Source organism: Streptomyces sp. NPDC002044 (assembly GCF_040296725.1).
Taxonomy (GTDB): domain Bacteria; phylum Actinomycetota; class Actinomycetes; order Streptomycetales; family Streptomycetaceae; genus Streptomyces; species Streptomyces antarcticus.
The window spans coordinates 12577-35620 of sequence record NZ_JBEOXU010000062.1 but is presented as its reverse complement, the minus strand read 5'-3'; the positions used below and the strand labels follow the sequence as shown (position 1 = coordinate 35620).

Genomic DNA, 23044 nt, shown 5'->3' with positions numbered 1-23044 from the left:
GCCTCGGCCAGGACTCCTGGCACTTCCAGCGCGCCGCGCTGCGCGGGGTGGTCCGCGCCGTCTACTGGGACCAGCGCAGCCACGGCCGCAGGGACTCCGGCGTCAGGGGGTGGTCCGGTCCGGGAAGGCGAAGGTGTACCCGTGCGCGCTGAGCCACGGGAGGTACTCCTTCAGCGCGGCGACCGTCTCGCTGCGGTCTCCGCCGCCGTCGTGGAAGAGGACCGTCGGCTGCCGGGGCAGCCCGTTCTCCACCGCGGACACGATGGCCGGCAGGCCCGGCCGGCTCCAGTCCCTGGGGTCCACGCTCCATCCGAGCGGCCGCATGCCGCTCGCGGCCGCGATCGCCCGGCTGTCCGGCGTGAACGCTCCGCCCGGAGCACGGTAGTAGTCCACGGCGACGCCCGGCGCCGCCTTCTCGATCATGTCCTTGGCGTCGAGGATCTGCTGCTTCTGGTAGGCGACGGGCTTGTGGTCCATCGTCACGTCGTGATCGACGGTGTGGTCACACAGCCGGTGTCCGGCGGCCGCGACCTCACGGACCAGGTCCGGGTACGCGCGCGCCTTGGTTCCGATCATGCAGAACGTCGCCTTGACGTCGTTCTCCTTGAGCACCCGCAGGACCTGGGGCGTCCAGGTGGGGTCCGGGCCGTCGTCGATCGTGATCGCTATGGCGCGGCCGGCGCCCTCGGCGAGGCGGGAGATGCCGAGCGGAACCCCGGACGCGGCCGCCGCGGCGGGTGCCTTCGCCGCATTGCCGGCCGGTGCCTTCGCCGGGCTACCAGCGGGTGGCTGGGCCGGGTTCGGGCCGGCGGGGACGTCCGTCGCCGCGATGGCCGGAGCCCCCGCCGCGGCGAGGAGGCCCAGGACGGCGGCCGCCACGGTGACGCTGGTCCGCCGCCGGGTCCCGGAACTGCTGACGATGCCCATGGATGTGCTTCCCCTTGTGCTCGGCCCCCGGTCTGACGTTCTCGCACCAGGCTACGGAAGGGACGGCGGAGTCCTCCTCGTCCGTTCGGCCGGTATCCAGGTCCGCTCGTGGCACTGGATCCCGTGCCACGTCTGCCCAGGACGGTATTCATGTCGACAAAGAGACGTCGTTTTGCACCGTTTGGATAGATTCATCACACCAAAGAGCTTTCACGCAACACGACTCACGAAAAGTTTTTCACGTATTGCTTGACGGGTGTGGTGCGGACAGGCGATGCTCTTGCTGCGCAGCCACACCGGCCGCGGCACCGGGGAGTGCCACCGGCCAGAAGTCGAGATCGCGCCAGGGAGCGGACAGTGAACATCGTCGCCACGCAGCAGACCGCCGCCGCCACGGCCCAGGAGGTTTCGGCGAGGGCCGAGGTGCCGGCGCAGCTGCCGCGCATCGACAACGCCCGCGAGGTCGCCCCGGCTGACGCCCGCGCCCTGTCGAAGGTCTTCTTCCTCCGCCTCGCCACCCTGGAGGAGGGGACCCCGGAGCGCCAGTACGTGCGCAACACGCTGATCGAGATGAACCTGTCCCTGGTCCAGTTCGCCGCGCGCCGCTTCCGCAACCGCACCGACGGCACCGACATCGAGGACCTCATCCAGGTCGGAACGATCGGTCTCATCAAGGCCATCGACCGCTTCGACCCGGCCATGGGCAACGAATTCACGACCCTGGCCCTCCCCTACATCACCGGGGAGATCAAGCGTCACTTCCGCGACGCCACCTGGGCGGTGCACGTCCCGCGGCGGCTGCAGGAGCTGCGCATCCAGCTGGCCCGCGGCAAGGAGGAGCTGAGCGCCGACCTCGACCGCGCGCCGACGGTCCGCGAGCTGGCGACCCACCTGGGCCTCAGCGACGACGAGGTGATCGAGGGACTGGTCGCCGCGAACGGCCACTCCAGCCAGTCCCTCGACAACGACCAGGACGAGTCGTCCGACAGCGCCCCGCGCGCCCTCGCCGACACCCTCGGCGACGAGGACCCGGCCATGGAGCTCTTCGAGGACCTCCACAGCCTGGCGCCCCTGCTGGAGCAGCTCGCCGGACGCGAGAAGCTGATCATCCAGATGCGCTTCGGCCAGGAGATGACGCAGGCTCAGATCGGCGCGCGCCTCGGCATCTCCCAGATGCAGGTCTCCCGGCTTCTCACGCGCACGCTCAGCCGTCTGCGCGAGGGCATGCTCGCCACCAACTGACGACATCCGGGAGCCTTTGCTCCCGGACCCCTCCCGCGGGGTCAGCGCGGGAAGGCCCACGGAAGGGGCCGCCGCAGAACGGGGTGAATGCCATGCAGGACCTGTACCTGGTCGAGAACTCTCCCACCGACCATCCGCTGGAGTGCACGTGCGGGCCGCTCCGCGCGGCGCAGGCGCGCGACGCCGCGTGCGGCTTCCTCGCGGACCTCAATCCGCCGCCGCCGGAGTCGACCGTCCAGAACGTGCTGCTGCTGGTCTCCGAGCTGGTCACCAACGCGCTGCGCCACGCCGGTGCGGTCACCGCGCTGAACCTCCGCGCCGACCGCCACCTCATCCAGGTCACCGTCGAGGACCCCAGCCCGGCGCACCCCCAGGACCGCAGCCCCGACCTCAGCGGCCGGACCGGCGGGTTCGGCTGGCCCCTGATCCAGCGCCTCGCCCACTCCGTGACCGTCGTCCAGCCGCGGTTCGGCCCGGGCAAGGCGATCATCGCGGCGCTCCCCCGCTGAGCCGGCGTCCCGTAACTCCCCGGTCTCCCGGGACGGCGCACCCCGCCCGTCGCACGAGCCGGCCGGCCGGACGTCTCCTTCGGCCCTTGCGGCCCATTCGCTCCGACGCTCCGCACCGAACCGGCCCGCGTCGGTGGTCAAGGCGGATTCGCCCGCCGCAACCGGGGTATCCGGGGCTCTGTCAGAGCAACGGAACGATGACGACAGGACAGCCGATGCCCACGCACGAACTGCGCACGTCCCTCACCACCCTGCGCGAGCAGGCCGCGGACCCGTCGCTGTCCCCGGGGGAACGCGCCCATCTGGCCGACCTGGTGACCCGGCTCGAGGCCGCGGCCGCCCGCGAGGACCACGCCGACAACCACTCCGCCGAGGGCGGCCTGCTGGAGGGTCTGAACCAGTCACTGGCCCGCTTCGAGATCAACCACCCGCGCATCGGCGCGACGCTCGACAGCATCGCGCGGAGCCTGACCTCGATGGGCGTCTGACCTCCGGGACGTCGGGAGGGGCGGGTCGGTCAGGCCCGCCGTGACCGGTACAGGTCGCGGAGCAGGGCGATCTCGGCTCCGTGGTGCAGCACTTCCTGGTTGACCCACCAGACGATGTCGAGGAACGGTTCCTCCGCGTCGCTGCCGTGCGGGTACGTGCAGTGGCCCACGGTGTCGAGGGCGGCGTCATCGGCGGCGGCGAGCGCCTTCCGCCAGGCCGCCGCGCCTTCGGTGAGGGCGGCGACGGCCCCGGCGGCGTCCCCGCTGACGACATGGTCGTCGCGGGTCCGCACGCGTGCGCCGACCGTGTGCTCGGCGCGGAGCGACAGCATCTCGGCGAGGTGGCTCAGCCGCCAGGCCAGCGTGGTGAAGGGCGGCGGCCACGGGTGCGGGTACGCCGCGGCGTCACGCCCCCAGGGACCGGCGCCGGCCAGGAGCGTCGCGCGCGCCCCCGGTCCGTCCGCGCGCCTGCGGACCGACCAGCAGTCGGGCACCGGCTCCCAGAGGTACTCCTCGTCCGTCATCGGGACGGTCTTGGTCTCCGCGCCGTCGCCGCTGTCCATGGAGGGCCCCGCGATGCGGCCGACGAGGCGCTCGGTCGCGAAGTCGAACTGCTCCAGCAGCGGGGCCAGACGGGGTGGGATCACGGGATGCTCCTGTGGTGTGCTGCTCGGTGCGGGACGGGCCGGGGCCCCGGCCCCGGCAGGAGCCGCCACGAGCCCGTCAGCCTGGCACAGCGCCCACCCCGCCGCATCCCCGTTTCCGTGCGCCTCCACGGGCGGGCGGGCCAACGGCCGTCCACGGGCCGCGCGTTCGGCGCGGGCGGCGCCGCCCGGCCCGGCGCCAGGGACGGAACGGTTTCTCAGGGGTGGGCGCCGGGGCCCGACGGGTGGGCACCCGGGCCCGCCGGACGGGCGGCCAGCGGCGTCGGGGAGAGGTCGGTGGTCTCCTCGCCGGGTTCCAGGAGCGTGTCGGCGGCGCCCACGATCAGGGGATCCGGGAGGCCCACCGCCTCGGGGTCCTTGTTGGCGTAGTCCAGTCGCCAGAGCAGGTGGCGCATGGCCTGGAGCCGCGCCCGGCGCTTGTCGTTGCTCTTGACCACGGTCCAGGGGGCGTCGGCCGTGTCGGTGGCGCGGAACATGGCGATCTTGGCCGTCGTGTAGTCGTCCCAGAGGTCGAGGGAGGCGATGTCGGTGGGCGAGAGCTTCCACTGCCGCACGGGGTCCACGCGGCGGATGGCGAAGCGGGTGCGCTGCTCGGCGCGGGAGACGGAGAACCAGAACTTGACCAGGTGGATGCCGTCCTCGACGAGCATCGTCTCGAAGGACGGGCACTGGCGCAGGAACAGCCGGTACTCCTCGTCCGTGCAGAAGCCCATGACCCTCTCCACGCCGGCGCGGTTGTACCAGGACCGGTCGAAGAACACGATCTCGCCGGCGGACGGCAGGTGGTCGACGTAGCGCTGGAAGTACCACTGCCCCGCTTCGCGCTCGGTGGGCTTGTCGAGGGCGACGACCCGGGCACCTCGCGGGTTGAGGCGTTCGGTGAACCGCTGGATGGTGCCGCCCTTGCCCGCCGCGTCCCGGCCCTCGCAGACCACCACGACGCGGGCGCCGGTCTCCTTCGCCCACTTCTGCAGTTTGAGCATCTCGATCTGCAGGATCCGCTTGGCGCGCTCGTACTCGCCGCGCCGGATCTTGCGCTCGTACGGGTGGTTCTCGCGCCACGTCCGGATCGGCAGGCCCGCGCCGTCGAGCAGGACGGGCTGTTCGGGACGGCTCGCGTCGACCCGGAGCCCGGCCAGAAGCAGCTCGTGCTGCCGCGCTTCCGCCTGATCGCTCATCCCGTACGCCTTCCTCTCGGGGGCCGCCGCGCCGCGAATCGGCGCGCACCGCCCTGCGCGGCGCCTACCCCTGCACGGACGGCCTAACCGGCCTGTGCCCTCCCGTCCCGGGCCCGGGCGGGAGCGGCGGGCGCCACCGTCCGGGCGCCCGCGAGATGCGCGCCGCCGGGCCGCGACGGAGCATGGCCGTGGGCTCTACCCGCTCCGCCCGCAGCACCTTTCCGGCACCCCCAGGACGGATGGAACACGATGCAGACCCAGAGGTACGAGCTGGTCTTCGAGGACGGTCCCGAGTCGGGACAGGACATCGTGGTGGTGTCCGTGACCGGACAGAAGGGGCCGGGCGGCCACCCCGTGTACGCCGACGAGACCGGCATCGTACGGGCCGAGATCAGCGACCGCGGCGAGGTCCGTGTCCTGCCCAGCGGCGGCGGCCAGGAACCGGCTCAGCGGGTGAGCGCGCGGGCGCTGCCGTCCTGACCTTCCGCCGCCCCGCGCGCCGGGGCGGCGCCCTTCCCGTTCAGGCCGTGGTGACCCGGGCCGCGGCGTCGCGGCTGCCCGATTCCCAGGGCGGGGGCGAGGCCAGGTCGGTCCAGGCGGCGAGGGCCTCACCGTCGACGCAGACGATGCCGAGCCCGTCGGCGTACTCCAGGGCCGGGGCGGTGTAGGAGCTCGTGGTGACGACGATCGCCACGTCGGCGTCGTGTACGGCGAAGCAGGTGCCGCCGAAGCGCTGGAGGTCCTGCGAGCCGACCCGGTTGGTGTCGGAGTAGTGCTTGCACTGGACGACGATGCGCAGTCCGTCCGGGGTCGTGGCGATCACGTCGGCGCCCAGGTCGCCCGCGCCGCCCACCACTTCCACGGGCGTGCAGCCGTCGCGCGCGCAGAGCGCGGCTATCGTGTGCTCGAAGCCGTCGGCGTCGACCGCGGCGTGGTCCAGCGCACCGGCGTCGACGTCCGGGACCTGCCGGACGTCCGGCCGTACGTCCGGGAGCTCCCGGGTGTCGGGCCCGTCCAGTACCGCGGTCACCTCGATCATGTACGGATCCCCGTACGGTGCCGGGCCGCGGCCGGGCCGGGCGGCGGAGCGGCGGCGGCGGACCGGCGACACTCCCCACTTGGCCAGCGCCACTCCGGCCGCCAGGACCAGCGCCGTCACGACGGGTACGACCGGCACCCCCGGTCCGGACCCTCCGGCGGCCTTGAGGAACACGGCGAGGCCGCCCACGCAGATCCCCACGAGCCCCACGGCCAGCACCACATCGCGGCCGAACGACGCGGAACCGCGCCCCGCCGTCCTTCTGCCTTCCCCCGGCACGGTCATGCGGGAGCCCTCCCTCGTGTGATGCGGACGTGCTGCGTACGTGCTGCGGACGCGCGGCGGACACCGGCGTGCGGGTCGGCGCTTCGAGCGGATCAGTGCTTGAAGATGTCCTTGATCTTTTCCTTGGCCTGGCGGGCATGGCCCTTCGTCTGCTCGGCGCGGCCCTCGGCCGTCATCCGCTCGTTGCCCACCAGGCGTCCGGCCGTCTCCTTGAGCTTGCCCTTGACCTGCTCGGCCTTGGCCCGGCCCTTCTCGTTGTTCGGCACAGCTGATCACTCCCCGGGACGACGGGAACTCTTCGTACGGATGCGTCTGACCCGGATCACGGCCTCCAAACGCGCAGGTCAGGATCAGGAACCGGAAATCTTCTCCTCGAAGAGGTCCGCCATGTGCCGCTGGAGGGTCATCAGGTCCGACAGCGTGTACAGCCCCTGCCCGGGGCCGGGCTCCCCGCCCCGCGGGCCCTGCTCGTGCCCGGCGGCGACAGCCCTCACCTGGTTCGCCGGATCCGGCAGGTACGTGAGGCCGTCGACACCGAAGCGGGCCCGGCCGCCCGGGCGGGCCGCCTCCGCGTCGGCCAGGTCGGCCAAGGCGGGCGGCTGCGCGAACGTCCCGGAGTAGAACTCGATCACGGGTGTCTCGTTGAGGCCGTACACCTTCCACACGTACGCGGCGTGGAAGCGGCCGCCCAGCTCGATGGACAGAACGTCTCCGGGCCGCAGGAAGGTCAGGGAACGCGGCGAGCCCGGCCTGCGCGTCAGCGGGACGGGCGGCGAGCACAGGAGCCGCTTGATCTCCTCGGACTGCCGCGCGAAGGCGTCGCTGAGCACGACATCGCGGTTGAGGGCGTCCACCGCCTCGACCGCGGCCGCGGTGACCGCGGGGTCCTGGAAGCCGTACTTGTGCAGCAAGGTAGCGAGGGCGACCCGGACGACGTTCCGCGTCGCGGGGCGTGCCTCGTGGGAGTCGAGCAGGCAGCGCCAGCGGGTGAGCACCGGGGTGACCACGTCGCGGGTCAGTTCCTCGTGGGAAGGCAGCGGGGTGACCATCTGCCAGTGCACCCAGCGCGCCAGCTCCTCGTCCAGGGCCCGCACGTGCCCCTTCGCCGCCAGCTTGTCCAGTACCTGTTGGTGCTTCATGCCGCCCCGCTCCCCGCGCCCCGCCCGGTCCGCCGGCGGCCAGGCTAGCCGCTGCCCCGGCACCGCCCGCCCGCGGCCCGGTGTCCCGCGAAGGAGGTGATCGCTTTCCGGGGGGCCCGGCGCCCGCAACGCCCGTGGGGCCGGACTCCTTCAGGAGTCCGGCCCCACGGGCGGAAGGTGCGGGAACCGTCACACGGGGCGGCCGCCGAAGGGGCCGCCGATGCCGTAGTAGAGGCCGATCTCCTCGCGGTACTGGGTGTCGGCGAGGTGCGTGGCCCGGATGAACTCCGGGGCGTCCTTGATCTGTTCCTTGGTCCGGTCCACGTAGATCTTCTGCTGCTCCGGGTCGACACGGGTCACGGTGCCCGCGGGGAGGAGCACTTCCTTGCCGAAGATCCACACTCCGGTGTCGACCACCACGTAGGCGTCACCGGCCTCGTACGAGTGCTTGTCGACCTTGCCGATGCTGCCGTCGGTCGCCTCGACCTTGTAGCCGGTCAGGTCGGCGCCGGCCAGGTAGCCCGAAGTCGCCGGGTGGCTCCACGCATGCTCGGTCATGTGAACACAACTCCTTCGGTCATCGTGCGGTGAGTCGGTGGGTGTGTCGGTACGCCGCCGTCAGGGGCACGGGGCGTACCGGTCCGTCCCGTTGCACCGCGTGCCCCGGAAGCCGGGGCTCACACGTCCCGTTCCGAGACGGTGGGAGGGGGTGCCCGCCGCGGCGCGGTCGGGTCAGGCCGGCGGGACGCCGAACGGCATGCCGCTGACGCCGGAGCCGTAGTGCGTGCCCAGCGCCCGGCGGTAGTCGTCGTCGCCCAGGTGCTCGTCCCGGTGGAACTCCGGGGCCGCCTTGACCTGGTCCTTCGTACGGTCCACGTACACCGTCCGCTCCTCGTGGTCGATGCCGATCACCGTGCCCGCGGGGAGCAGGACCTCCTTGCCCAGGATCCACACGCCGGTGTCGACGACCAGATAGGCGTCGGTGACCTCGTCGGAGTGCTTGTCGACCTTGCCGATGCCGCCGTCGGTCGCCTCGACCTTGTAGCCGGTGAGTTCGGCTGCCAGGTAGTCGACCCCGGCCCGGTAGGCCCACACGTTCTCGGTCACGCGAAACCACTCCTTCGATCAGCTCCGTGGCGCTGCCGCCCGCCCGTGGGCCGGGGTGGCAGGCGCTCCGTCGACGGCTCGCCTGCCCCGCGCCCGGCGCCTCAACCCGCGGGGTGCGGGCGTGCCCGTCGACACCTCTGGTCGGCGCCCGCATGGTAGGGGTGGGGTGGGGTGGGGAAGGCGCGGGGCGATGTGAACGGCGGACCGATGGGCGGCGGCATGCGAAGCGTGGGCGTGGAAGAGGAACTGCTGCTGGTGGACGCCCATAGCGGCGAACCGGCGGCCCTGTCGGGGGTCGTACTGGCGGCCGCCGACAGGGCCGCCGGGCACCTGCCGGGCCGTGGTGGGGAGCCTGCCCACACCTTCGAGAAGGAGATGCAGAAGGAGCAGCTGGAGTTCGCCACGAAACCGGTGACGGAGATGGGCGAACTCCAAGAGGAGATCACCCGGTGGCGGGCGGAGGCCGCCCGGCACGCGGCGTCCGCCGGGGCGCTGGTGGCCGCCCTCGGCACCTCCCCGCTGCCCGTCCGGCCCTCGTTGAGCGCGGGCTCGCGCTACGAGTGGCTTGCCGAGCAGTTCGGCCTGACCGCGCAGGAGCAGCTGACGTGTGGCTGTCACGTCCACGTGTCGGTGGAGTCGGACGAGGAGGGGGTCGCGGTCCTGGACCGGATCCGTCCCTGGCTGCCCGTGCTCACGGCGATCAGCGCGAACTCGCCGTTCTGGCAGGGCGAGGACACCGGCTACGGCAGCTACCGCAGCCGGGTCTGGAACCGGCTCCCGTCGGCCGGAGCCACGGACGTCTTCGGGTCCGCCGACCGCTACCACGAGCAGGTCCGCGCCATGCTCGACACCGGCGTACTGCGCGACGAGGGCATGATGTACTTCGACGCCCGGCTGTCCGCCGCCTACCCGACGGTGGAGGTCAGGGTCGCGGACGTCTGCCTCGACGCGACGACCCCGGTCCTGCTCGCGGCCCTGGTGCGCGGCCTGGTCGAGACCGCCGCCCGCGAATGGCGGGACGGGCGGCCACCGGCCAGGATCGGAACGGGTCTGCTGCGCCTCGCCTCCTGGCGGGCCGGCCGCTCGGGGCTCGACGGCCCGCTCATCGATCCCGGAACCATGCGGGAGACGTCGCCCGCCGGAGCCGTCGAGGCGCTCTACGCCCATGTGCGGGAAGCCCTGGCCGACCACGGCGACGACGAACGCGTCCGGGAGGGCGTCGCCCGCCTCCTGGAGCACGGCAACGGGGCACGCGTCCAGCGCGAGCTGCTGCGTACCGAAGGGGACCTCGCGGCCGTGGTCACCCGCTGCGCGGAGATCACCGCCGGCGGCGACGCCTGATCGGCGCGGCACGCCCCTGATCATCGCGGCGTCCGCGGACCCGGTTAGTGAACCAGCCGGGTGCTGCCCCGTTTGAGCCCCCGGATCCGGGCCACACGCGTGGATACAGGGATCCCGCGGCGGTGAGCGGCGCGGGATCCCGAGCGGGCCCGAGCCGCGTGATGGCATCCCCCCGTCATCACGCGGCCGGCGCTCGGGAGGCACGGTGAGCTGCCGCCCGGATCCGCACGGCAACCGGACGCCCTGCCCGGCACTCCCCCCGCCCGGGCGCGGCGCGATCCGGCACTCCCCCGGCACCGGCGCTTCAGCAGCCGGATCCGGGCACGGATCCCGGGCGGCAGCCCCGCCCCCTGCACCGCTTACCCGCCTGGACGCAAGCGGCGTACACGGCGTACCCGCCCGGACGCACGCTCCCGGCCGGACGGGCAGGCCCCGTCCTCCGGCCGCCGCACCCGGGGTGCGCCCCTGCACGGCCAGGGCGACGATGAGGGTGTGGAGGAAGCACAGCTGCCCGCCGTGCCGGGTGAGGGGCGGGTGCGCGATGCGTGAGGACGCGATGCGTGGGGACCTGCCGCAGGATCTGATCAGCGGCGCCGCCCAGGACGCCGGAGGATGGCTGGGCGCCCTGCCCGTCGCGCTGGTCGCCACCAGCGCCGACGGGCAGATCGTGCGCTGGAACCACGGCGCGCAGGACCTGCTGGGCTACGCCCCGCCCCAGGTGCTCGGGCGGCACATCTCCGATCTGCTGCACCCGGGGGCCGACCGCAGTCTGGGCCGTTCGCTCTGGGAGACGGCCGCCACCGGCCGCGGGGTGATGGGGACGGTCACCACCTGGCACCGCGACGGCCACCCGCTGGAGCTGGAGATCTGGGCGTGCCCCGTCACCGACCGCCGCCCGGGCGCCTCGGCGGTACTGGTGTTCGCCGCCGACGCCCACGCGGCGCGGCGCATCCGGGGCTCTTCGGCGGTGTGGGACGGGCTGTTCGCCCGCTCCCCCGTGGGCATCGCCGTCCTCGATACCCAACTGCGCTTCCTGCAGGTCAACCCGGCGCTCGAAGCGATGAACGGGCTCGCCGAGTCCGCCCACGTGGGGCGGCGCCTGGCCGAGGTGCTGCCCGAGGTGAACGCGGGCGAGATGGAGGAGGCCATGCGCCGGGTCCTGGAGACCGGCGAACCGGTCCTAAACCGGCGGCGCACCGGCCGCACACCGGCCGATCCGGATCACGACCGCGTGTGGTCCTGCTCCTACGTACGCGTCCAGGACCCCGGCGGGCGGCCGATCGGTGTCATCGCCTCCCTCCTCGACGTCACCGAGCAGCAGCACGACCACACCGAGGCCGAGGCGGGACGGCGCAGGCTGGCGCTGCTCAGCGAGGCGAGCGCGCGCATCGGCTCCAGCCTCGACCTGGAGCGCACGGCGCAGGAACTGGCCGACCTCGCCGTCCCGCACCTCGCCGACGCGGTCACCGTCGACGTCCTGGAGACCCTCGCGCACGGCGGCGAGCCGGGCCCGGGGCTGACCGGGGGCATCGCCTTGCGGCGCCTGGGCAAGGCCCCGCTGACCGGCTCCGCCGTCACCCACATCCTGGCGCCGCGCGGCAGGACCCTCACCTTTCCGGCGGCCGCCCCGTACACCCAGGCCCTGTCGGAGCGCCGGCCCTTCCTGATCGCCCGCCTCGACGAGCGGTCCGTCGCCCCCGCCGCGCGACACTCCCCCAAGCCCGCCCAGCTGGTGGAGGCGGGCGTGCACTCGTTCCTGACGATCCCGCTCGTCGCCCGGGGCGTGGTGCTCGGCATCGCGACCTTCTACCGCACCCGGCCGGTCGGCCCGTTCGGGTCCGACGACGTCACCCTCGCCGGGGAACTCGGCGCGCGCGCCGCCATCAGCATCGACAACGCGCGCCTCTACCACCACGAACACGAGACCGCCGTCGTCCTCCAGCGCAGCATGCTGCCCCAGCACGTCACCCCGCCCGCCGGCATCGAGATCGCCCACCGCTACCTGCCGGCCAGCGACGTCAACGAGGTCGGCGGCGACTGGTACGACGTCCTGCACCTCAGCGGCGGCAGGGCCGCCCTCCTCATCGGGGACGTGATGGGCCACGGCATCGCGGCGGCCGCGGTCATGGGGCGCCTCTCCGCCACCGTCCGTGCCCTGGCCCGCCTCGACATGCCCCCCACGGCGCTGCTGCACCACTTGGAGGCGACCCTGGCCGACCTGGCCGAGCCGATGCTCGCCACGTTCCTGTACGTGGTCTGCGACCCCGTCACCGGCCGCTGCACCGTCACCCGGGCCGGGCACCCGCCCCCGGCCGTGGCCGAGCCCGACGGCACCGTCCGCCTGATCGAGACCCCGCCGGGCGTTCCCCTGGGCGTCGGCGGGGTCGCCTTCACCACCACCGAGTTCGAACTGCCGCCGGGCAGCGTCCTCGTGCTCTACACCGACGGCCTGATCGAAGCGCGCAGCCGCGACATCGACGAGCGCCTGACCGAGCTGACCGGCCTGCTCACCGAACCGCACCAGCCGCTGGACCACCTGTGCGACTCGCTGATCACCCATCTGGTGCCGGCGTCCGCCGACGACGACATCGCCCTCCTCGTCGCCCGCATCGGCCCGGACGGCCTCCCCGCCGTGGGGTGAGTGCCGCGACATCGGCCTTCGGGTGGTCGAAGACCGGCGGGGCGCCCGGCCCGCTCCGAACGGTGTCCCGTCCGGCGAAGGGTGCGGCGTACGGGCCGGTCAGCGTACGGGCCGGGTGGCCTCGTCGCGGGGCTCCGACGGCGCCGTGTCCGGTACGTGCACGGGCGGTTCGGGGTCGGCCGTCGAGATCTCCGGCTCCAGCCCCTCCGTCACCGTCGTGCGGAGCCGACCGGTGTCGGCCCGCCAGGCTTCGAAGACCAGCGTCGTCGCGGTGACCACGGCGAGACCGAGCAGCACCCCGCCGACGACGTCGCTGACCCAGTGCACGCCCAGCGCGACGCGGGTGTAGGCGACTCCGGCCACCGACACCAGCGCGAGCGCCCAGGGCAGCGGGCGCCACGCGCGGGGCACCAGGGGCAACAGCACCAGGAGCAGCACGGCGCAGGTGGTCGTCGCCGTCATCGCGTGGCCGGAGGGGAAGGAGTAGCCGGGCGCGTGGGAGACCGGGTCCGCCAGGTGCGGCCGGGCCCGCTCCACCACCACCTTGACCAGCAGACCGGTCAGGCCGCCCGCCACCGCGGTGACGCCGGCCCAGGCGGCCAGCCGCCAGGCGCGGCGGATCAGGAGCCAGAGCACCAGCAGCGCCACGAGCAGCCGCATCGTCACCGGGTCCCAGACGATGCCGGTGAGGGCCTCAAGGACGCGCACCCAGCCCGGGTGATCGAGGGCGGTGGCGTGGAGCCGTTCGGCCGTGTTCCGGTCGAGGCGGTGCAGCGGAGCCCACTGGGATTCGACCAGGACCAGGGCGAGGGCGAAGGGCACGGACACGGCGGCCGTCGCGACCGCGGCCAGCACGAGCCTCCTGCCGAAGGTCACGTCGGGGCCGGAGTGCCGGGAGACCAGGCTCCGGAGAAGACGTCGTCGGGGGTGTTCGGTGCGCTGTGCCATGGTGGCGACGCTCCCTTCGTTCGCGGTGGAGGCCCCGGTACGGGACCGGGCGCCGGGCGGGGTCAGACCCCGGGGTCGGCCTTCACCGGCTCCCGCACTCCCGCCCGTACGGCTTCCAGCTGGGCGGCGAACGCGAGGCCGAGGAAGAGGGCCATCGAGGTGAGGTAGGACCAGAGCAGCAGCGACACGATCGCGCTGAGCGGCCCGTAGACGCTGGTGAACGAGCTGCTCGCCCCGACGTACACGCTCAGCCCCCAGGTCGCCAGGTTCCACAGCAGCAGGTAGACGACGGCCCCGAACGCCAGCCAGGTGTAGCCGGGTTGGCGGCGCCGCGGCGAGAGGCGGAAGATCGCGCTCGTGGCGAGCACGGCGAGCAGGACCCCGACGGGCCAGCGCAGGATCTCCCACGCCTGGACGGTGGCCGGGCTGAGCCGGTAGACCTCCGCCAGCGCGTGCGTCAGGTGGGAGCCCAGGACCGTGAGGATGAAGCTGAGCCCCAGCGGGAAGCCCGCCAGGGCGGCCATCACGAGGCCGCGGGCGTACTTGGAGAGGAAGGGACGGTCGCGTTCGTTGCCGTAGATGCGATTGGCGCCCCGTTCGACCTGGCAGAGGCCCGTGGTGACGTTGGAGAGGGAGAAGAGCAGCCCCAGCCAGAGCGCCGCCTGGCCGCCGTTGCCCGCGTGGCGGCGGCTCTCGCTCAGTGCCTGGTCCACCACGGCCTGGCCCGGACCGCTGGTGAGCCGGCGGATCGTGAGTTCGGCTATGCGGCCTATGTCCTCGGTGTGCAGGACGCCGGACAGGCCGACGGCGGCGATGGCCAGGGGGACGATGGACAGGACCGTCTGGAGGGCGAGCGCGCGGGCGTGGCTGAACCCGTCGGCGTAGCGGAAGCGGACGAACGAGTCGCGGGCCAGGCTCCAGCTGCCGTAGCGGCGCAGCGCCGTCCACGCCTCGTCGCCGGAGAGTTCCTCGCCCTCCACGTCGTGCCGTTGCGGTACCCGTCGTGCGGTGCCCATCGTTCCCCTGTTCCTCGTACGGTTTCCTGCGGTCGGCGGTGTGCCGGGCCGCTCGTGGGCGGTGTCAGCGCGGCTGGTGCGCGGGGGCGGCCGGGCGGCGGCCGGTGCGGTCTTCGGCTGTCGCGGGGCCGGGGACCCCGCCGGGAGCCGAGGGCGCGCGGGGCAGGAACATCCGCAGGGCCCCGGGCTCGACCGCCACGGTCAGCCGGGTGCCGTCGGCCACGACGTCGCCGTCGATCTCGCGGGGCTGGGGAACCGCGCAGTGGATGTCGACGCGGGTGGCGCTGAAGTACTCCAGCGCGCCGCCGGCTTCGCGGTGCCCGCCCGCTTGGGCCGGCACCGCTCGCCGCAGCGGGGGGCGCCCGCGCAGGATCCGGGCGGCGAGGTGTCCGGCCGCGGTGAACCAGCCGAGGACGCCGCGGGGGTCGAACAGCACCACCTCCAGCCGTCCGCTGTCCGGTCGCGCGCCGGGCAGGAGCGGCAGGCCGCCCTGGAGGGTGCCGACGTTCCCGATGACGACCATGCGGGCCCGGCGCCGGTGGCGGCGGCCGCCGTCGATCCGGATCGACAGCCGCATGCCCGGGTCGCCGAGGTGCCGCAGGGCGGAGAGTACGTACGCGGCCCAGCCCAGCCGGGACTTGAGCCACGGCGAGGCGTCCCGGACCATCGCGGCGTCGAACCCGGCACCCGCCATGACCGTGAACCGGGTCGGCGCGAGGCCGTCGCCCTCGACCCGGCCGACGTCGATCCCGAAGCTGTCACCGGCCAGGGCCTCGTCCAGGGCGCCGGCCGGGTCCAGGGTCAGGCCCAGGTTCCGGGCGAGGAGGTTGCCGGTGCCGCAGGGGGCGACGGCCAGCGGGATACCCGTACCGGCCACGACGTCGGCGCAGGCGCGCAGGGTGCCGTCACCTCCGCAGACCACCACGAGGGCGGGCGGGGACGCGGCGAGTTCCTCGGCCAGGGCCCCGCAGGGGCGCTCGGCCGAGGTCGGGATCCAGCGCTGCTCGCGGTATCCGCGCGCGGTGAGCACGGCGCGCACCCGGTCCGCCAGTTCGTCCGGGCAGCCGAGCGAATGGCGGACCACGAGGACCGGGCGGTCGGAGCCCGCGGTGGCAGCGGAGTCCGCGCAAGCCCCGGAAGAGGAACTCTCCGGCTTCGCCGATTCGGCGGATCCCGTCGAATCGGCGGACCCCGTCGAATCGGCGGATCGCGCGGACTTCCCGGGCTCGGCCGGCTTGGTGGAGTCCCGGCCGTAGAGCAGCGCGAAACCGATGACGAGGAGCGTCGCCGCGCCGTTGAGCAGGCCGCCCACCACATCGGTGGGGAAGTGCATGCCCCGGTAGATCCGGGACATGCCGACGGCGGGCGGGACGAGCAGGAGGGCGCCAGAGACGGCGTACCGCCAGGGTCCGCGCATCCGCAGCAGCGCGATGACGGCCAGGCCACCGTAGAGCGCGACGGAGGCGCCGACGTGCCCGGAGGGGAAACTCGACGTCGGTGGGGCCCCGTCCAGCCGTGGGACGGCGGGGCGCGGCCGCTCCACGAACATCGTCACCACCACGAACACCGCCGACTGCGCGGCGACCGACGCGCCCAGGAACAGGGCCTCGGTACGCCACGCGACGCGGGGCAGCACCAGCAGCGCCACGATGCACAGCAGGGTCACGCCGATGACCGTCTCCGTGGCGGCCAGCGCGGAGAACCATTCGGAGACGCCGGTGACCGGCGCGGCGCGCCGCTCGGCCAGGTCCTGGTTGGCGCGGTTCTCCGCCGAGAACGGCCAGTGGCCGGCAGCCGGTCCGGTGACCAGTATCCCGAGACCCACCATCAGGGCGGTCTGGACCGGAAGGAGCAGCACCGGCCAGGTCCCCCGCGCGGGCGCGCCGTATCTTCGCTTCATGGGGCACGTGTTGCCCGTTCCGGCCGAAAGATGCGCGGCGCTCCGGGGTGGCCGCGGCGGTGTGTGCGCCGGGGCCGACGGACCGCTTCGGCCGCTCGTGCCGCCCGGTCCGGGCGCGCGGGTCAGTGCCGCTCCGGGATCCGTACCGGGGGGCTGTCGGCGCCGTCCAGCGGCACGAGGACCTCGATGCGCTTGCCGCCGGGCTGCGCCGGCAGGATCCGTACGCGCCGCGCGAGCCGGCAGATGAGGGGCCAGCCGAATCCGCCCACGGGGAAGGTTCCGGGCTGCCGGACCAGGGTGACCGGGTGGTCGCCGCTGGCGTCGGCGACCGCGAGCAGCAGCCCGTCCGCCGACACGGAGGCGCTGAAGCCGACGATCCCGCCGCCGTGGCGGATCGCGTTCGTCGCCAGTTCCGAGGTCACGAGCAGCGCGTCGCTCAGCACGTCCTCCCCGGGGGGACCGGATGTGTCCGGCAGGATCCCGGACGATTCGATGAGCGACTGCACACGGTCCCTCGCCTGCATGGCGGTCCGTGGGACCGGGTGGGCCGGTCCGCTGTCCACGGTTCGCACGTTCACCTCCTCAGCCGTCTCGTCACGTCCAGACCGTGACCGTTTGCCCCGTACGCGCCCCCGCAATCGCACGGGCAAACATCGCTGTCGTCCGCTGACGCTCCGTGTTCAGCGGCGCCGCGGCGGGACGATCAGCACCATCGCCTCGGCCGTGGTCGGCGCGACGGCGAAGGCCCGGTCGGCGCCCGTGACTTCGAGCAGCCGCCCCAGCCGGTTCGGGATCTCTCCCGCCAGTACGACCGGCCGGTTCAGTGCGGGCTGCAGCATGATGCTGAGCGCGGTCGAGTCCGCGAAGGTCACTCCGGAGACGTCCAGGACGAACCGGGCGACGCCGTCGGCCTCGGGGTCCAGGGCCGTCCGCAGCTCGTCCACCCCGTCCATGTCGAACTCGCCCGCCATCACGACGACGCGCACGTCGCCCTCGGTCCGCGTCTCGACGCTGTTGCGCGCGTCGGCGCCGTACGTGCCGGCGTGGTGCGTGTCCATGGTTCCCCACCTCTTTCTTTGCGTGATGTCAGACGGACCGCGGCAGCTTCACCACGGTGACGAAGAAGTCGTCGATCTGCTGGATCGCCCGGATGAACTGGTCCAGGTCCACGGGCTTCGTCACATACGCGTTGGCGTGCAGCTTGTAGCTCCGCAGGATGTCCTCCTCGGCCGCCGACGTGGTGAGGACGACCACGGGGATGTGGCTCAGTTCGGGGTCGGTCTTGATCTGTTCGAGCACCTGCCTGCCGTCGTACTTGGGCAGGTTCAGGTCGAGGAGGATCAGGTCGGGGCGGGGGGCGCCGGCGTGCTCGCCGCGGCGGTAGAGGAAGTCGAGGGCTTCCAGACCGTCCCGCACGACGTGCAGGTTGTTGCCGATCTTGTTGTCCTCGAACGCCTCGCGCGTCATCAGCTCGTCGCCGGCGTCGTCCTCGACGAGGAGTACCTCCGCGGGTTGCGCCTGGACTCCGTGGGTGGGCGTGGTCATGGGGTGGTTCCTTCCGCGGCCGCGGGTTCGGCGGTCTGGGACGAGGACGGGGTCCGGGCCGGGACCGGCACGGAGGGGGATGCGGGGGCGGCACCGGGGGCCGGTTCGGGGGCCGGCCCGTCCGTGCCGCGTACGGGCAGGGTGAAGAGCATCCGCGTGCCCTCCGTGCGGGCGGTGTCGATCCAGATGCGGCCGCCCGCGTGCTCGACGATCTTCTTGCACAGCGAGAGGCCGATGCCGGTGCCGCCGTACGCCTCCCGGCCGTGCAGCCGCTGGAAGATCACGAAGACCTTCTCGGCGAACTCCGGGGCGATGCCGATCCCGTTGTCGGTGACGGCGAAGGTGTGGAAACCGGGGTCCTCTTCTGTTTCGCTCCGGACCTCGATCTCGACGCGCGGGGCCCGGCCCGGCGCCCGGAACTTGACCGCGTTGGCGACGAGGTTCTGCCAGAGCATCGTCAGGAGCGTGGGGTCGCCCTCCACCTCGGGAAGCGCGTCGGGCCGTACGACCTCGGCCCCGCTCTCCTCGACGGCGGCCGTGAGGTTGCGCAGCGCCCGGTCGAGGGCGCCGTCGAGGGCGACGGTCATCCGCGCGTCCTGCACGCGGCCCACCCGGGAGAACGTCAGCAGGTCGTTGATCAGCACCTGCATCCGCTTGGCGCCGTCGACCGCGAACCCGATGTACTGGGAGCCCCGCTCGTCGAGCACGTCGCCGTAGCGCTTCTCCAGCAGCTGGCAGAACGAGGCGACCTTGCGCAGCGGTTCCTGGAGGTCGTGCGAGGCCACGTACGCGAACTGCTCCAGCTCGGCGTTCGAGCGGCGCAGTTCCACCGCCTGCGCGTCGAGCTCCGCGGCCGAGCGCTTGAGCTCCTCGGCGTTGCGTTGGGAGGCTTCCAGTTCCTCGACGGTGCGGCGGCGCATGGCTTCCACCGCCTGGGCGAGCGAGCGCAGGTCGGCCGGCCCGCGCTCGGGGATCTCCTCGTCGAACTTCCCCTCGGCGACCCGGCGGGACGCGGCGCGCACCGCGACGAGCGGCCGTACGACGCCCATGTGGAGCAGGATCGCGAGGCAGACGGCCGTCAGCAGGAAGGACGCTACGACGGCCAGGAAGATGCGGTCGCGCTCGGAGCGCGCCTCGCCGAAGGTCTCGCGCGCGTCGGCGTGGATCTGGCCCAGCCGGGTCTGCTGGGCGTCGAGGTGCCGGCGCACCTCGTCGAAGCGCGCTTTGCCGTCCTGGACGGGGGGACCGGTGCCCCCGGCCCGGACCGCGGCGACGGCGGGGACCGCGAACTCGTCGCGCCAGGAGCGCGCGGCGTCCTCCACGGCCTTCAGGTCGGCCTGCGCCGCGTCCTCGTCGTCGAGGAGCATCGCGAGGCGCTTCGACGCGCCGAACTCGGCCGCCATGCCGCGCTCGTACGGCTCCAGCAGGGCGGCGTCGCGGGCGAGGAGGTAGCCGCGGACCCCGGTCTCCTGGTCGAGCAGGGCCGCTTCCAGCCGGAGGGCGTCCCGCTGGGCCGGAGCGATCCCGTCGACGATCCGGTCTCCCGCCGCGGTGGTGTTCGACAGCAGGGCCGCGCCCACCCCGGCCGTGGTGAGGACCATGACGGAGAGCAGGGCGAGCGCGGTCATGAACCACGCCTGCACGCTCAGTCCGCGTCGGCCGGACCGGTTGCGGGCGCTGGGGGCGGGCGGCGGGTCTGCTTGTTCCGGGGAGGTCACGGGGAGGTGTTCCATTCGAGGTGGAGTACGGCGACGTCGTCGGCCAGGCCGCCCCAGTCCGCGGCCAGGGTCTGCGCGGTGTGGATCAGGGTGTCGACGAACGCGTCGGCGGGGAGGTTGGTGTGCCGGCGGGCGATGTCGAGCAGGCCGTGCTCGTCGAGGCGCTGGGAGCCGGGGCCGGTCCGGCCTTCGATCAGCCCGTCGGTGAAGAGCATCACGGCGCCGGAGGGCTCGACCGGGATCTGCGTCACGGGCCATTCCGAGTCCCAGTCCGGCATGATGCCGAGCGCCGGGCCCCCCGCGACCGCTTCCAGCCGTACGCCCGCCGAGGAGCGGACGAGGAAGCCGGGGTGGCCGGCGCGCCGGACGCAGATGTGGGGGTCGCCCGGGCGGCGGGTCACGGCGATGAGGGTGGCGAAGATCTCGGGTCCGGACCGTTCCGCCACCAGGATCTGCTCCAGGAGGTCGAGCAGTTCCTGACCGCGGGCGCCGGCCATGACGAACGCGCGCCACGCCACGCGGAGGCAGACGCCGAGGGCCGCCTCGTCCGGTCCGTGACCGGAGACGTCCCCGACGACGGCGTGCGTGGCCCCGTCTGCGGTCTGGACCACGTCGTAGAAGTCGCCGCCCAGGAGGGCCTGGGCGCGGCCGGGCTGGTAGCGGGCGCACACCGAGACGGTGTCGTCCAGCAGCAGGGGCGTCGGCAGGAGGCCGCGCTCCAGGCGGGCGTTCTCCTCCGCGCGCAGCCGGCCGGTCTGGAGGGCGGCCGCGGCGAGCTCGGTCTGCTTTCGCTGCACGGCGTAGCGGATGGCCCGCATGAAGACGTCGGCTTCGAGGCGGCCCTTCACCAGGTAGTCCTGGGCGCCGGCCGCGACGGCCGCGAGTCCGGCCTGCTCCTCGGAGAGGCCGGTGAGGACGACGACGGCGGCCTCGGCGGACTTGGCCAGCACCTTGTTGAGCGCGTCGAGCCCCTGGGCGTCGGGCAGGTGCAGGTCGAGCAGGACGCACTGGGGGCGCTCGGTCTCCAGTTGGTACAGGCCGTGGGCGAGGGAGCGGGCCCGTCCGAGGCGGACGTCGACCCCGCTGTCCTCCACCAGTTCCTCGACCAGGAGCGCGTCGCCCTCGTCGTCCTCGATGAGCAGGACGTGGGGCGGCAGGCCGCTCCAGAGCGTCTCGAAGTGATCGCGCTCGACGGAAGTGGCCTGCCGCGGCCGGTGCGCCGCGGGCGGTCTCGCGTGGTCGGCGGGATACTGCGAGCCCAGGCCGAGTGCGCTCCCCATGGCGTTCGTTTCCCTTCTCAGCAAGAGAGCGCGGACGCCCTGCGGGCGCCTGTTACGTCCGGGGCGAGCTTAGAGTGATCATTTGCCGTTAGGCAATATTTTAACTGGTCAATTATCCTCGCCCTCCCCCACAGGCGGCGTCGCCCCCGTCCCCCTCCGCCCGGACCTCACCCCAGGCGTCCTCGGAGTCCCCCGCGGGAGCCGCTGTCCGGCCGGATCCCCGGGGCCCGGCCTGCTCCCGGCCCACTCCCTCCGGGACGGCGGAACCTCGCCCGGCCGTGTCCGGAGTCACGTCCGCCGGGGCGCCGAAGACCTCGCCCGCGGCCTCCCGGAAGCCGGCCAGACCCACGATGAGGGCCTCGACGGCCGCCGCCGGCATCCGGTCCAGCACCACCGACATCTCGCGCACGCGGATCGCCCGCTGCTCCTCCAGCAGCGCCCGGCCCCGCGGGGTGAGGCGCAGCTCGACCTCCCGGCGGCTGGTGCGGCTGGGGGCGCGTTCCAGGAGGCCCATGGCCGCCATCCGGTCGCAGAGCCGCGTGACCGACGGCGGCCGGGAGCCCAGTACGGCGCCGAGGGTCCGCAGGTTGATCCCGTCGCCCGTCTCGATGACGAGCATGGCCCTCAGCTGTGAGGGCGAGACCGCGGTCCCCGCGCCGTCCTGACCGCGGGCCCGGAGCACTTCGAGGAGTTCCGCGGCGGCACTGACGGCCGCGGAGGGGTGCCCGTCCGCGCCGTTTCGACCACTGCGAGGCGCCATACGGCCCACTCTGCCACCGGCTGATGCCGTATGTCGCTGCCGTACCGGCCCGATCTCGGCCGGTCACCGGCCCGGTGGGTGCCGCGGCGGGGCGGCTACGGCTGCGGGAGCGCCGTGTCCGGGCGGCCGTGCCAGTCGAGGCAGACGACCATGGCGTCGTCCTCCGCGTCGATCTGCCCGCGGTGCCCGGCGAGCTCCTCCAGGATCGCCCGGGGCACCTGGGAGGGCGGGAGCAGCCGGGTGTTCGTGACCGCCCGGGCCAGGGCGTGCACGCTGTACCGCTCGCCGCCGGGCGAGGCCACGTCGTAGACCCCGTCGCTCAGGAAGAAGAGCCGGTCCCCGGGCAGGACCCGGAAGTGCTGGACGGTGTAGACGGTGTCCTCGAACATGCCCAGCGGCAGCTGGGCCTCCAGCTCGACCGCCTCCACCACGCCCTGCCGGAGCCGCCAGATCCGGGGCGAGCCGGCGTCGATGATCTCGACCTCGCCGGTCGGCAGGCAGAAGCGCATCAGGAGCATGGCGAGGTGCTGCCGGCCCTGGTGCTGGCCGTAGACGGCCTGGTCGGCGAGGCTGGCCTGGTCCACGAGCCCGAGGCCGCCCCGGCGGGCGTTGCGCAGGGCGCTCACGGCGAGGTTGGTCAACAGGGCGGCGTCGATCCCCTCCCCCATGCCGTTGTTCACCGTCAGCGTCAGATGCTCGGCGGAGGTCGACCAGTCGAAGCAGTCGCCGAAGATGGCGTACGCGGGCTCCAGCTGTCCGCCGAGGTCGTACTCGGGGCGGGAGCAGGAGCGGCCGGGCAGCAGCTGCCACTGCATCTCCGCGGCCAGGGTGAGCCGGGTGGCCCGCCGCGCCCGGAGGAAGACGTCGGTGTCACGCTCGGCGACGAGGATCTCGTGGGCCAGGGCGTCGGCGACGTCCTGCAGCTCGCCCAGGCGGTCCGGGGCGTAGGCGTCCACCGGAAGGCCGACGCTCAGAACGGCGAGGCGGTCGCCCCGGACGCTGACCGGCAGGTGCACGGTCACACCGGCGCGGTCGGTGACGACGTACGCCTCCTGCGCGCCGAAGGCGCGGCCCGGGGCACTCGCGTGCACGGACAGCGGTTCGGCGGTGTCCGGGAGGTCGGTCACCGGCTGAAGCCTGGTCATGGCGTAGTCCGCCATCAGGAGTTCGACGGCGTGGGCTCCGTACCTCTGGGCGAGGACGTCGCGGACCTGGTCGAACAGCGCGTGCGGCGCGGCATTCCGCAGAATGCGCTCCACTCCCTCGGGTCTGGACACCGGCCTGGGTCCTGCCTCTCTCGAAACTGTCACTATGGG

General features: G+C 73.3%; 23 protein-coding genes and 1 pseudogene. 6 read left to right on the top strand and 18 right to left on the bottom strand.

All coding sequences use genetic code 11. The features are described 5' to 3' along the window. Positions 1-102 precede the first annotated feature (102 nt). The gene (locus tag ABT106_RS17410; protein ID WP_351277884.1) at positions 103-927 is read right to left on the bottom strand and encodes a polysaccharide deacetylase family protein; all 825 of its coding nucleotides are present in this window, start codon (positions 925-927) and stop codon (positions 103-105) included. Between the two features lie 357 nt (positions 928-1284). Here ABT106_RS17410 and ABT106_RS17405 point away from each other — a divergent pair, with 357 nt between their 5' ends. From ABT106_RS17405 to ABT106_RS17395, 3 genes are all read left to right on the top strand, one after another. Continuing rightward, positions 1285-2169 (top strand): SigB/SigF/SigG family RNA polymerase sigma factor, encoded by an 885-nt coding sequence (locus tag ABT106_RS17405; protein ID WP_502979404.1) that lies wholly within the window; start codon positions 1285-1287, stop codon positions 2167-2169. Between the two features lie 92 nt (positions 2170-2261). Beyond that, a complete protein-coding gene (locus ABT106_RS17400) occupies positions 2262-2678 on the top strand; it encodes an ATP-binding protein (RefSeq protein WP_351277882.1) in 417 nt (138 codons plus the stop codon). A 215-nt stretch (positions 2679-2893) separates the two neighbouring features. Continuing rightward, entirely contained in the window at positions 2894-3166 is a 273-nt protein-coding gene (locus ABT106_RS17395; protein WP_351277879.1) for a DUF4404 family protein, read from the top strand. A 29-nt stretch (positions 3167-3195) separates the two neighbouring features. On the opposite strand, the gene ABT106_RS17390 is transcribed toward ABT106_RS17395, so the two are convergent. Next, positions 3196-3813: a DinB family protein gene (locus ABT106_RS17390; protein ID WP_351277877.1), complete on the bottom strand. Its 618-nt coding sequence runs from the start codon at positions 3811-3813 to the stop codon at positions 3196-3198. A gap of 215 nt (positions 3814-4028) precedes the next feature. Further along, entirely contained in the window at positions 4029-5009 is a 981-nt protein-coding gene (gene ppk2, locus ABT106_RS17385; RefSeq protein ID WP_351277875.1) for a polyphosphate kinase 2, read from the bottom strand. Between the two features lie 249 nt (positions 5010-5258). Between ppk2 and ABT106_RS17380 the strand changes: the two genes are divergently transcribed. Beyond that, positions 5259-5489: a DUF6296 family protein gene (locus ABT106_RS17380; protein WP_351277872.1), complete on the top strand. Its 231-nt coding sequence runs from the start codon at positions 5259-5261 to the stop codon at positions 5487-5489. 40 nt (positions 5490-5529) lie between these two features. On the opposite strand, the gene ABT106_RS17375 is transcribed toward ABT106_RS17380, so the two are convergent. From ABT106_RS17375 to ABT106_RS17355, 5 genes are all read right to left on the bottom strand, one after another. Beyond that, positions 5530-6333 carry a restriction endonuclease gene (locus ABT106_RS17375; RefSeq protein WP_351277870.1) on the bottom strand — a complete coding sequence of 268 codons (804 nt, stop codon included), beginning with the start codon at positions 6331-6333 and terminating at the stop codon, positions 5530-5532. A gap of 92 nt (positions 6334-6425) precedes the next feature. After that, positions 6426-6599, bottom strand: a complete 174-nt coding sequence (locus tag ABT106_RS17370; protein WP_351277868.1) for a CsbD family protein — start codon at positions 6597-6599, stop codon at positions 6426-6428. A gap of 84 nt (positions 6600-6683) precedes the next feature. Then, positions 6684-7472 carry a hypothetical protein gene (locus tag ABT106_RS17365; RefSeq protein ID WP_351277866.1) on the bottom strand — a complete coding sequence of 263 codons (789 nt, stop codon included), beginning with the start codon at positions 7470-7472 and terminating at the stop codon, positions 6684-6686. A gap of 189 nt (positions 7473-7661) precedes the next feature. Further along, the gene (locus ABT106_RS17360; RefSeq protein WP_351277863.1) at positions 7662-8030 is read right to left on the bottom strand and encodes a PRC-barrel domain-containing protein; all 369 of its coding nucleotides are present in this window, start codon (positions 8028-8030) and stop codon (positions 7662-7664) included. Positions 8031-8204: 174 nt separating this feature from the next. After that, positions 8205-8579 carry a PRC-barrel domain containing protein gene (locus ABT106_RS17355; RefSeq protein ID WP_351277861.1) on the bottom strand — a complete coding sequence of 125 codons (375 nt, stop codon included), beginning with the start codon at positions 8577-8579 and terminating at the stop codon, positions 8205-8207. Positions 8580-8798: 219 nt separating this feature from the next. Between ABT106_RS17355 and ABT106_RS17350 the strand changes: the two genes are divergently transcribed. Both ABT106_RS17350 and ABT106_RS17345 read left to right on the top strand, forming a co-directional pair. Next, positions 8799-9920 (top strand): glutamate--cysteine ligase, encoded by a 1122-nt coding sequence (locus ABT106_RS17350; protein ID WP_351277859.1) that lies wholly within the window; start codon positions 8799-8801, stop codon positions 9918-9920. Positions 9921-10461: 541 nt separating this feature from the next. Then, positions 10462-12561: a SpoIIE family protein phosphatase gene (locus ABT106_RS17345; protein ID WP_351277856.1), complete on the top strand. Its 2100-nt coding sequence runs from the start codon at positions 10462-10464 to the stop codon at positions 12559-12561. 99 nt (positions 12562-12660) lie between these two features. Here ABT106_RS17345 and ABT106_RS17340 read toward each other — a convergent pair whose 3' ends face one another. The 10 genes and pseudogenes from ABT106_RS17340 to ABT106_RS17295 form a co-directional block, all read right to left on the bottom strand. Next, positions 12661-13509 carry a phosphatase PAP2 family protein gene (locus ABT106_RS17340; RefSeq protein WP_351277854.1) on the bottom strand — a complete coding sequence of 283 codons (849 nt, stop codon included), beginning with the start codon at positions 13507-13509 and terminating at the stop codon, positions 12661-12663. Between the two features lie 62 nt (positions 13510-13571). Next, positions 13572-14525 carry a YihY/virulence factor BrkB family protein gene (locus ABT106_RS17335; RefSeq protein ID WP_351277851.1) on the bottom strand — a complete coding sequence of 318 codons (954 nt, stop codon included), beginning with the start codon at positions 14523-14525 and terminating at the stop codon, positions 13572-13574. 64 nt (positions 14526-14589) lie between these two features. Further along, complete coding sequence (locus tag ABT106_RS17330; protein WP_351277848.1) at positions 14590-16425, bottom strand: bifunctional phosphatase PAP2/diacylglycerol kinase family protein; 1836 nt, start codon at positions 16423-16425, stop codon at positions 14590-14592. 122 nt (positions 16426-16547) lie between these two features. Continuing rightward, complete coding sequence (locus ABT106_RS17325; RefSeq protein ID WP_351277845.1) at positions 16548-16997, bottom strand: ATP-binding protein; 450 nt, start codon at positions 16995-16997, stop codon at positions 16548-16550. 108 nt (positions 16998-17105) lie between these two features. Then, the gene (locus ABT106_RS17320; protein ID WP_351277843.1) at positions 17106-17483 is read right to left on the bottom strand and encodes an STAS domain-containing protein; all 378 of its coding nucleotides are present in this window, start codon (positions 17481-17483) and stop codon (positions 17106-17108) included. Positions 17484-17511: 28 nt separating this feature from the next. Beyond that, positions 17512-17970, bottom strand: coding sequence for a response regulator (locus ABT106_RS17315; RefSeq protein ID WP_351277841.1), 459 nt, complete (start codon positions 17968-17970; stop codon positions 17512-17514). Then, positions 17967-19703, bottom strand: coding sequence for a sensor histidine kinase (locus ABT106_RS17310; protein WP_351277839.1), 1737 nt, complete (start codon positions 19701-19703; stop codon positions 17967-17969). Before ABT106_RS17310 ends, ABT106_RS17315 begins: the two co-directional genes overlap by 4 nt. Beyond that, the gene (locus ABT106_RS17305; RefSeq protein WP_351277836.1) at positions 19685-20968 is read right to left on the bottom strand and encodes a PP2C family protein-serine/threonine phosphatase; all 1284 of its coding nucleotides are present in this window, start codon (positions 20966-20968) and stop codon (positions 19685-19687) included. The genes ABT106_RS17310 and ABT106_RS17305 overlap by 19 nt, the downstream gene beginning before the upstream one ends. Positions 20969-21281: 313 nt before the next feature. Beyond that, positions 21282-21728: pseudogene (locus ABT106_RS17300) on the bottom strand (MarR family winged helix-turn-helix transcriptional regulator); the annotation flags it as partial. A 95-nt stretch (positions 21729-21823) separates the two neighbouring features. Further along, on the bottom strand, positions 21824-23005 hold the full coding sequence (locus ABT106_RS17295) for a PP2C family protein-serine/threonine phosphatase (protein ID WP_351277833.1): 1182 nt from the start codon (positions 23003-23005) through the stop codon (positions 21824-21826). Positions 23006-23044 lie beyond the last annotated feature (39 nt).